3 protein-coding genes are annotated in these 11,805 nt (G+C 60.7%); all 3 read left to right on the plus strand.

Annotated features, from left to right (window positions below; genetic code table 11):
• Positions 1-351: 351 nt before the first annotated feature.
• Complete coding sequence (locus ACSQ23_RS28390) at positions 352-894, plus strand: hypothetical protein (RefSeq protein ID WP_436092706.1); 543 nt, start codon at positions 352-354, stop codon at positions 892-894.
• 353 nt (positions 895-1,247) lie between these two features.
• Entirely contained in the window at positions 1,248-1,730 is a 483-nt protein-coding gene (locus tag ACSQ23_RS28395) for a hypothetical protein (RefSeq protein WP_436092707.1), read from the plus strand.
• A gap of 71 nt (positions 1,731-1,801) precedes the next feature.
• Positions 1,802-11,805, plus strand: a 10,004-nt coding sequence (locus ACSQ23_RS28400; RefSeq protein WP_436092708.1) for a PA14 domain-containing protein, incomplete at its 3' end; no start/stop codon positions are given.

Raw genomic sequence — 11,805 nt, forward strand, 5'->3', positions numbered from 1 at the left:
CTGTTCTGATTGGGGCGGGTTGGTGATGCAGACGGATAGGGCAGAGTAGACTGCCCACCGAGCCGGCCGCGGAAGCGGCCGGCTCGGCGCCACGATCGAGGCGTATGGAGTGTTGAGGACGTAACGGACTGTGTTTGCAGCCGCGCGAACATGTATCCTGCAAGATACTAGCTGGTGATACCAAAAACCGCCTCAGGGTGGCTTCCATGTCCGAGTTTCTGTCGTCCATGTCTGAGCCGATGCTTGCGCGGCCAAGGATACGCAAAATTCCTCCAATAATCTCTCTTGCCTCGTCACTTGCGGTGTGGTCGTCTCACCTACGGTTGGGCCACACTCACAAGTCAAGATCCCATGGATGCGCTGGCAATGTCGGCAGAGGAAGTCGAGCGGTTGGTCGCGCCAAAGTTCCGTACGTCAACGCTACGCATGTTCAAGCTCAGCACGGCCAGCGAAACATTGCTTCTGCTTCCACTTGCCCGCGCCTGGCACGCTGAGAGTCGCTACAGCCACCTGCCGTTCTCTGAAGAGAAGTTTCTGAAACAGGTCATGGCGGCGCTAGGCCGTAAGGACAACGGAGCGGCGTTCTTCGTCGTGCACAAGACCTCGGTCGTGGGGGTGATCAACCTGGCAGTAGGCGAGGCGTGGCTCGCCGACGGAGGGTGCTACGCGACGTGTTTGGCGTGGTTTATCGAGCCGCGGATTCGGCGCACGTTGTTGGGTGGAAAGGTGGCGGGGCTCCTCCTGGAGGAGGCCAAGAAGTGGAGCCACGCCCGCGGAGCGGCAGACCTGCTGGTGCATGGGACGCATGGCGCAGGCGGCGGACTTGGTCGACGTGGGCAGCCGCTTGGCATGAATATTGTTGTCAATCTCGACCTAGGTGGCGGGCGTGAATAGATCGCCGTCGGGGACGTTTGGCTCGCTGGGTGCCGATGGAACGGCACGTGCCTTGTGTACCTTGGTCAACCTCTGCAGACGGGTGGTGGCGGCGATGCTAGCCACTGGAGCGAGATGGAAAGGCCTTGGGCGAACCAGGAGTATCCGCCGCCAATATTGCTTGTGACACCTGAGTGAATCAAATGATGCATGTGAAGATTAAGCGGCCGAAATACACTCCGAACGCGTCTAAGCGGTTCCTCAGCTCGTGTGTCTTGGTAGTTCTGGTTGGAGCGGCCGCCGGGGAGGGGGAGGCCGTCGAGCTGCGCATACTTGGCTGTCCTCGCCCAAGTATTGAAGTTCTCCAGTCAAGATTGGACGGTGCCGTTGCTCACAGTGCCAATGTTGACGGTGGGGTCGCAACAGAGCGGATCGACGTTGTCGGGAGATCAGGAGAGCACGTCGTTTTGCTTCCTGGCAGCGCGGGCGCCATGCGATCCGTCCAAGGCACTCTTAGCAATGCTTTCATTCAGATGATTGGTGACGCTTACGAAGATAGTGTGAATGAGCCGATGCCGGACGAGTTACTCGATGAACTTAAGGGGATGGCGGCACAATCTTCGCTCGCTACTGGTAGTTTGATTGAACGAGTAGTTCGGGATGATGCTTACGTATTCACTGTCGGCGCCGCGCGCGTTAAGACTGGCGGAGTGGAAGTCGACGTACTTTCGACAGGATATTGGGCGGTTCTTAATGAATCGTGTGTGGCTCGCGGGGTTTTTTTCGTGCAGCCCCCGATGCAGCCTGACGCGATTGTTCAGGAGATGTCGTCTATACTTGATGAATTGTCGTCATAATTTTGATATGTAGCGTCGAGGCGCAATAAATCGGGGGGTGGGTAGTCGTGGGGAAAGTCTACGTAAGCGGCTTGGGTTACGTTGAGACGACGGATACGCCGGCGGAGTTGCAGCTAAAGACTTTGGCGGCGAGCGTATCGAAGGAGTTACCCGGCGGGGCTGTCGACATATTTCATCAGATGGCGCAGCAACAGTTCAATCTGCCGAACTCCTCTCCGGGGCTGGTTACCTTTCGCATAACAGGTGGCGTAGTAAACGCGGTACAGTATTTTGCCGACGGGTACAAAATTGTTCAGCCGACCACAAGCTCTTCGGCGCGACTTAATATTGCGGCAGGAGATGTTGGCGGGATCATTGGTGGCGTTGCGCTCAGCGAATTTGGTCCGGTGGGTGCGTTAGTAGGCGCGTCAACTGGCTCATTCATTTTTGGAAACGTGGCGGACGGTTACTCAAGATTTAGGGAAACTGTCGTCCAAGAGTGGCTCGACACGCAAAGTATGAAGCGCGTCGTTGAGATAGCATACGCACCTGAGGATGGATGGAAGCTGGCCGCCTACCATTTCTACGGACAGAAATCGGATCGATACAGATCACCTGTCGGAGATCTAAATGGTCTTATTAAGATGTCGGCAGACGACCGGCACAGGCTTGCGGAAGAGTTCGATCATGGGTTGAGTCGACAGCAAGCGATATTGGTTCAGGCGGAGATATTTCAGACGTTGGGGTACTCTCGGGCGGATGCGTACACGCTAAGCCTTTTTAGAGAAGCACTTAAGTTCGGAGATCAAGCGGCGGTCGACGCCACATCAGAACGCGTTCTGGCCTTGAATGTCCCGATTCCAGACATTGAGGAGCGGGTGTGGGCCTTTTGTTTTTCGGGCGACACCAAAATCGCTCTTGCTGATGGGACGTTTCGCCGGATTGACCAGATCGCCGTCGGCGATGTTGTACTTGCGTACTCCGAGACCAACCGGGACGGCCGAGGCCCCCTCGTTCCACGTAGGGTGGTCCATCTGTTCCGTAATCTCACTGATGAATGGATCGAACTGTCAAACGGTGTGACGGTTACGCCGGGACACCTGTTCCTCACAGCAGACGGAAGTTTCGAGTCGATTGAACGCATCCTGGCGGATCGCGATGGCATGATCGTCGCGCAGGACGGAACCCTGCAGCAGGTTACGGGTAGATCGGTTCGCTTCTCGGCCGAAACAGCGGAACGGTATCCGCACCGGGCTATGAATGAATACCCTGTGGCGGGCAGCAGCGCCCTGGCGCCTCGGCAGCGCTTTGGTTGGGTCACTTACAACTTCGAGGTTGAGGACCTGCACACCTATGTCGCCGGCGGCATGCGTGTGCACAACATGTGCATTGACCAGGAGACCCAGCTGACCGTCATCGGTGCAGGCGTTGCTCGGGATGGCCATCAGTACACGCAGATTGCCGGCTACGGCGGTGAGACTTACACCCTCCGCAACGACAACGTGTACTTCGAACACGGACACGATTACGCGTTCGAGAAGCTGCCGGATGGTAGCGACTATGCGTTCAAGCGATATGATCCGACTTCCGGCGTGACCTTCTACTACACCGAAGAGCGGATGAGCGACCTCGGCTACAATCCAACGCAAACTCCGAGCGAGCACACGACCTCCGACAAGCCGCAGTCAGTAGACACTGGTAGTTCGGGCTCGAGTGGCAGCGGTGGTGGCAGCACGAGTCCGTCTACCGACAAACCATCGACGGTCGATGAGGGGTCGTCCGGCGGCTCAAGCTCTGGCGGCAGTTCCAGCGGTAGCTCCAGTAGTTCCGGCAGTACCGACAAGCCGGTGCTGATCGACCTCGACGGTGACGGCATCGAGATCACGCCGCTCGATTCCTCGAATTTCTATTTCGACATGGCCGGTGACGGCATGGATCACCGCACCGCCTGGGCGGGAGCGGGGGATGGCGTGCTGGTGCGCGACGCCGGCAATGACGGCATCATCGAGAATCGCAACGAGGTGGATTTCACTGATTGGGATTCGACCGCGCAGACCGACATGCAGGCGCTGCGCAACGTCTTCGACACCAATCACGACGGCAAGCTCGATGCGTCGGATGCCGACTGGTCGCTGTTCAAGGTGCTGGTCACCAATCCCGATGGCACCACGACGCTGAAGACGATGGCCGAGCTCGGCATCACCTCGATCAACCTGATCAGCGACAACCAGCAAATCACGCTGCCCGATGGCTCGAAAATCCTGGGCACTACCACCTACACCAGGAGCGACGGCTCGACGGGTACGGCGGCCGACACCGCGCTCAAATACGATGCCAACGGCTACATCGTCACCCAGACTGTCACCACGAACCCGGACGGCTCGACCACCATCGTCAACAAGGCGACGCGCCCCAATGGCAGCCTCGCCAGCGAAACCGTTTCGACGGTGAGCGCCGACGGCAAGACACGTAGCGTCAGCTTCGACAATAATGGCGACGGCGTGGTCGACCGCGTGCAAACCGATGTGACTGTGGTCAATGGCGACGGGTCGATCACCAATACGCTTTCCGATTATGACGGCAGCGGCACGATCCTGCTGCGTCGCCAGGTCACCCTGACCAGCGCCGACCGGAAGACGGTGACGGTGAGCCGCGACCTCGACGGCTCGGGCAATTACGACCAGGTCGAGACCCGTGTCACTGGCGTCGACGGGAGCCTCACCCTTACGGTGACACAGCTCAATGCCGACGGCACGACGAGAAACGAAACCACCACGATCACCAGCGCTGACGGGCACAGCAAGACCACACAGGTCGAACTGACCGGCAGCGGCGCGATCAACGCCAGCCGGGTCGAAACGACGGCGGTTGCTGGTGACGGCACCCGGACCGAGACGCTCACCAACTACGCCGGCGACGGAACGGCCGCAGCCAACCGCGTCGGCGGCTCGACCACTGTCACCAGTGCCGATGGCACCAGCAAGACGGTGAGCGCCGATCTCGATGGCAACGCGACCGTAGATCTCAGCAGCGAGAGTCTGATCGTCCACAACGCCAATGGCAGCACCACCACGACGGTGAGCCGGGCCAATGGTGACACGACCCTCCGCGATCGGACGATCGTCACCCGCAGCGCCGACGGCAACAGCAAGACGACCGCCGTCGATGCCGATGGCAATGGCAGCTACGACCTGACAACGGCGGACGTTACCGTCTTCAACGCCGATGGCTCGACCACGCGCACCATCACCGACAGCTTTGCCAATGGCAGTATTCAGGACAAGTCCGTCCTCAACTGGAGCGCCGATGGCAAGACCCGCAGCATCAGTGTCGACAGTGATGGCGATGGGGCGTTCGATCGCGTGGAAACCGTCGCCGTGGTTGGCGGCAACTCGGTCGACACAGTGTCGATCTACTCGGCCAATGGCACGACGCTGCTGTCGAAATCGGTGACAACGACCAGCGCCAACGGCCTCAGCCAGACGGTCGAAATCGATGCCAATGCCGATGGCAGCTATGACAGCCTCAGCAGCAGATCGACGACGCTCAACCCGGATGGCTCCTCCACCGTGACGGTGGTGACCAAGAATGGCGCGGGTACGGTTCAGATCGGCAAGACCGTCACCACCACCAGTGCCGACGGCCTCAGCATCACCGCAGAGAGCTATCAGGGCACCCAGACATCGTCGCACCAGACGACGACCTCGGTCACGGTACGCAACGTCGACGGCTCAACGATTACTACCGCTATCAACTATGCCGGGACCAGCCAGGTCCAGACGGCAAGGAGCGTGACCACCGTCAGCGCCGACCGGCTGACCACGAGCACCAGCAGCTATGTCGGCACCAACGTGCTGCCCGAGAGCGTCGTCACAACGGTGACGAACGCTGACGGCTCGAAGGTGCAAACGGTGTCGAGCTATGGCCCCAATGGGGCGACGTTGCTCGGTCGGGTCACCTCCAGCGTCAGCGCCGACGGCCTCAGCACGACCGTCAGCCGCGACCTCAATGGCGATGGCGTGGTCGATGCTACCGACGTCTCGGCCAAGGTTCTCAATGCCGACGGCACCGTTACCACCACGACAACCACCTATGCCGGCTCGTCCACCGCCGCTGCCAATCGTGTCGGCCAGACGCTGACCACCGTCAGCGCCAGCGGCCTTGTCATCACGACGCTGAGCGACGCCAATGGCGAAGGCACGTTCGACGCCAAAGCGGTCGATACGACGACGCTCAATGCCGATGGCTCGAGGACTCAGACGGTCGTCACCTACAACGGCGCTGGCACCATCCAGACCGGCAAGTCGGTGACCACCGTCAGCGATGATGGCCTCACCAAGACGGTCTCGAGCTATATCGGCAACCACACAGTCGCCGATACAGTGCTGACCGACGCTACCGTCCTCAACGCCGACGGCTCTACGGTCCAGACGCTGTCGCTGTTCAGTGGCAACGGCTCGCTACAGGCCAGAACCATTACCACGCGCAGCGGCAACGGCCTCAGCATGTCCGTCGCCACCGACCTCGACGGCAACGGCGTCAACGACCGGGTCGAACAGACAACGACCAACGCTGACGGATCGGTCGCCACTGTCGTCTCGAGCTACGGCTCGACCGGCACGCTGACGTCGCGGTCGACCCAGGTGGTCAGCGGCAATGGGCTCTCGAAAACCATCAGCACGGATCTCGACGGCAACGGCACGACGGACCAGTCGCAGTCCCTTATCGTGACGCTCAATGCCGACGGTTCTCGGACTGAAACGCTGTCCAACTTCAAGACCGGCGGTGCGCTGCGCGACAAGACCGTCGTCACGACGAGCGCCGATGGCCTCTCGGTGACCACGCAATGGGATGCGACCGGCAGCGCCAGCTTCAATCGCAGCAAGACTGACGTCTCAACCATCAATGCCGACGGTTCGGTGACGCGGATCGTTTCCAACCTCAACGCCAACGGCTCCTTGCACGACCGGACCACCACCACGACCAGCGCGGATGGCCGCTCGGTGACCAGTACCGAGGACGTCAACGGCGACGGAACGGTCGAGCATACGCTCGCGCGCACCGAGTTGTCCGACGGCAGCGTGACTGTCTCCGCCATGGATGGCGTGGTTCAGTCGGCATCCGGGCGCCTCTATGGCTCCACGCACGGTCGCTATGAGACCACCAGTGCCGACGGGCTTGTCCGCACCATCCGCTTTGATGCCAACGGCGATGGCCTGGCCGAGAACCAGGTCACCGATGCGCTTACGCTCAACGCCGATGGCTCGACGGTTCGCGCAGTCGTTCGGGCGACGCTGAGTGGCGGCATCGCGAGCTCGGCCGATCCTGCTTACGCGGTGACCGTCACCGAGCGCTCAGTAAAGACAACCAGTGCCGATGGCCTCTCCGCGGTCACTCAGCTCGACCTCACTGGTTCCGGCACGTTCGGCGCGAGCCGCAGCGAGCAAACCGTTCTCAATGCCGACGGCTCGAAGACCACGATGGTCAGCCATCATGCCGGGGCGGTGCTGAAGAGCCGCTCCAGTGTCATCATCAGCGCCGATGGGCAGAGCAAGACCACGCAGCTGGATTCTGCCGGTACGGGGGCGTTCACCGAGACGGCGACTGACGTGACAATCAGGAACGCCGACGGCTCGACCACCCAGACCATCACCAATACCGATGGCAGCGGTGGGCTGGTGTCCAAAGTGGTGGCGACCACCAGCGCCGACGGCCGCACCAAGACGATCCAGAAGGATATGGATGGGTCTGGCGCCTACGAAGAAACCCAGACCATCGTCACCAAGGCCCTGGCCGATGGGACCACCGTGGTCACCAAGAGCACGTTTGCTGCCGGCGGAGCCCTCAAAGACAGGACGATCGTCGAGACCGCGGCGGACGGAACCAGGATGACGGTCAGCCGCGACGCCAATGGCGACGGCATCGTCGACCAGACGGAAGTCGTCACCAAGGCAGTCGATGGCAGCTCCTCGACGGTGATCACGGATTGGAGTGGTGCCGGCGTCAAGACGGCCCAGCTCACCACCAGCAGCAGCGCCGACGGCTTGTCGCTCACCACCCAGAAGGACAATGACGGCGACGGCATCATCGATCGCACGACCGGCCGGACGGTCACCTACAACGCTGACGGCTCGACGGTCGAAACCACCAGCATCTACAAGGTCAGCGAGAAAGCCGAGAATGGCACGGTGACGGTCATCGCGCCGGTGCTGCAAAAGACCATCACGGTCACCGTCAGCGCTGATCGCCGGACAACGATCTCCAGCGTCGACATCGACGGCAATGGCAGCGCCGACGAGGTTGCGACCACCGTCACCCGGATCGACGGCTCGAGCATCACGACGACGACGGCGAACGCGGCCGCACGTGCAATCGGCCCGCAGGTCGGCGAGATCGAATGGAGTTCTGTCGTCGCAACCACGGATAAGACCGTTCCGGCAGTTCAGGTCGTCACGGTCAGCGCCGATGGCCTGACCAGGACGGTGCAGGCGGATTACGACGGTAACGGCACCTACGAACACACCGAAACCTGGAAGCGCAAACTGGATGGCTCGCAGCTGGCGACCATCAGCGATGTCAATGCTGGCGGCGCGGTCCTGTCGAGCGGCACGCTCGTCATCAGCGCTGACGGCCTCACAACGACTCTGTCTCAGGATACCAATGCCGACGCGGTGATCGACCACAAGGAGACCCTGGTTTCCCGTGCTGACGGCAGCAAGATCAAGACCATCATCGATCTCGCGGCCAACGGCACAGTAAACAAGACGGTGGTTGCCACTATCAGTTCGGATGGCCAAACCGTCACCTATGTCGGCACCGGCGGCAGCCTGAACGACACGCTGATCGGCGCGGACGGCAAGGACAGCCTAAGCGGTGCAGCGGGCTCAGACATCCTCGTCGGTGGCGGCGGTGTCGATATCCTCGACGGCGGCGACGGTGACGACTACCTGGAAGGCGGCAAGGGCGCCGACCAGTTGATCGGCGGCAACGGCTCTGACGTCGCGAGCTATGCCAATGCCACGGCAGCCGTGCGTGTCGAGCTGGGTAATGCCGGAGCCAACACCGGCGAGGCCGCAGGCGATACGTTCAACGCCATCGAGGGTATTGCCGGATCAGCTTACAACGACACCTTGGTTGGCTTGGCAAACACATCGACATCGATCTGGGCCGGGGCCGGCAACGACGTCGTGACCGGTGGCAGCCAGAACGATTATCTGCTCGGCGAAGCAGACAACGACACCCTCTTCGGCGGAGATGGCAACGACCAACTGGTGGGCGGTGCCGGCGCTGACATCCTGATCGGCGGGGCGGGAAGCGACACTGCTAGCTATGCGGGTAGCACTGCGGGAGTCAGAGTCTACCTGGGTAATAACGGAAGCAACACCGGTGATGCCGCCGGAGACAAACTGACCGCCATCGAAAACATCACCGGCTCCGCGTACAACGACGTACTTGTTGCTCGACAAGCGCCAGCTGGGTTCTTTGCGGAATACTTCGCACAGAGCGGTTCCATAACCTCCATGTCTCAAATAGACTGGAACGCGACGCCTACATATGTTGCGATCGAGAGCGATGCGACCTGGGGCACGGCTGACAGGCCGACGGCCGTATTTCCAGGGGGACCAGCTGACTATGTAGCCGCTCGGCATAGCGGATCTTTCGACGTTACGTCCGGAGGCATGTATACATTCTATTCTGCATCAGATGATGGCAGCCAAGTATACATAGACGGCGTGCTGGTCGTTAACAACGACGGCGTTCATGATTACAATACGACTAGCCAGGGATCTGTGAATTTGGCTGCTGGCCGCCATCGGATTGAGGTTAGATATTTCGAAAATACAGGCGCTACCGTCCAGTGGATTGAATGGTCCGGCCCTGGTGTAACGAAGCAGGTGATGAACGATACTGTCGTCAGAGCGTCAGCAGCAGGGTCCGGAGCGATTGCTGGCTTGTTGGCTGAATACTTCGTTGTGACGCAGAGCACGACCTCACTAAGCCTCGTTCCGTGGGATGTCCCACCTTCGCGCGTCGAGGTGTGGGCAGCTCTCGACAAGAACTTCGGAACTGGCGCTATCTATGCTGGCGGGCCATCTGACTACGTCGCCATCCGGCTAACCGGCGCCGTATCGGTCACGGCGGCAGGTACCTACACCTTCTATGGCGCCTCAGATGACGGTACCGAGATTTATGTCGACGGCGTGCTGGTGACTGCTGGTGGCGGAGTCAATCCGTTCTCCGGTTCTATTGCGTTGGGCGCGGGAACACACCGGATTGAGGTTCGCTATCTCGAGTATACCTCGCCGGCCAACCTAAAGATCGAGTGGTCGGGTCCGAACCTGGCACGTCAGGTACTCGGTCAAGCCCACACGAGCGTAGATGCAGAGAGCATATCGTCGGCACCTGCGACTCTGGATGGCGGCGCAGGAAATGACGTTCTGACAGGGGGCGTCGGCGGAGACATTCTACTTGGCGGCGCCGGCATCGACACTCTCAATGGTGGCGTCGGAGACGACGTACTGGTTGGTGGCGCCGGAAGCGATGTGCTGATCGGAGGTAGCGGGAACGACATTGCCTCGTATGCGGACGCCGCTGCCGGAGTGACCATAAACACGGGGAATTTCTCTGCCAACACCGGCGATGCGGCGGGAGACACCTACAACTCCGTCGAAGCGTTTGCTGGATCTCAACATGCGGACACTCTGATCGCGGGAGCTGCGACCGCGTTCCTCTATGGTGAGAACGGCAACGATCTCATCTATGGAGGCGCTGCCGCAGATTACCTCAACGGAGGGGCGGGCGGCGACGTACTCACCGGGGCAGGTGGCGCCGATATTCTGGAAGGGGGGGACGGCAACGATCAGCTCGACGGCGGTGCCGACAACGACGCAATCAGGGGTGGTGCAGGTGACGATCAACTGACAGGTGGTGCCGGGGCTGACACCATCGACGGCGGTGACGGCAACGACGAGGTATCATATCTCTCCGCCACGGCCGCGGTAACAGTGAATCTGGCAAGTCCGACCTCCAATACCGGTGAGGCGCTGTCGGACACGCTGGTGTCGATCGAGTCCGTCCGTGGGACGAACTACCGTGACTTCTTGCTTGGCAATGCCGGCGTCAATAACCTGTTCGGCGCCGGTGGTGACGATGACATCCATGGTCGCGAGGGCAACGACTTCCTGTACGGAATGGATGGTCACGATCGCCTGGCAGGCGGGGCGGGGGCCGACTATCTTGATGGCGGAGCGGGCGCCGACGAGGCCTGGTATGCCGACGCAACCGCGGCAGTCACCGTTGACTTCCTGAGTCTGGGGAGCAACTCGGGCTTCGCCGCAGGTGACACCTACGTTTCCATCTCGAACATTGGTGGCTCAGAATACAATGACATGCTGGCCGGCGACAACGCTGTCAACGACATTTGGGGCAACGGCGGCAACGACAATCTGCGAGGGCGAGGAGGAAACGACACCCTCCGCGGCAACGATGGCGATGACCGGCTTTTCGGCGGGGAGGGCGCTGATGTGCTTGACGGAGGCGCCGGCTGGAACGAGGCCGCATACTGGGAGGCCACAAGTGGCGTCACCGCAGACTTGGCGACCCCCTCGAACAATACCGGCGAGGCAGCGGGCGACACGTACATTAACATCTACGGGCTCTCTGGCTCGGGCTACGGCGACACGCTGAGGGGAAACTGGTACGCTAACTCCATCTGGGGTGGACTTGGAAACGACACTCTCGATGGTGGCGCTGGCACCGACACAATGTATGGCGGTGCCGGCGACGACACGTACATCGTCGACAGCTCATCTGACTCCACAGTTGAGATCGCCAACGAGGGCACCGATCTAGTTCTTGCCTCAGCTAATTGCGCACTGCCAGGCAACGTCGAAAACCTGACGTTGACGGGTACGAGCGCAATCAACGGCTATGGGAACAGCCTGAATAACATCATTGTCGGCAATTCTGCCGCAAATACGCTCGTTGGCTATGACGGCAACGACATCCTCTACGGCTACGATGGCGTCGACTCGCTATCAGGTGGCCTGGGCGCTGACTCCCTTTACGGCGGAGCCGGCAACGATAGCTTCACCTT

The sequence above is a fragment of the Devosia sp. LjRoot16 genome, from assembly GCF_964252795.1.
In the GTDB taxonomy this organism is placed as follows: domain Bacteria; phylum Pseudomonadota; class Alphaproteobacteria; order Rhizobiales; family Devosiaceae; genus Devosia_A.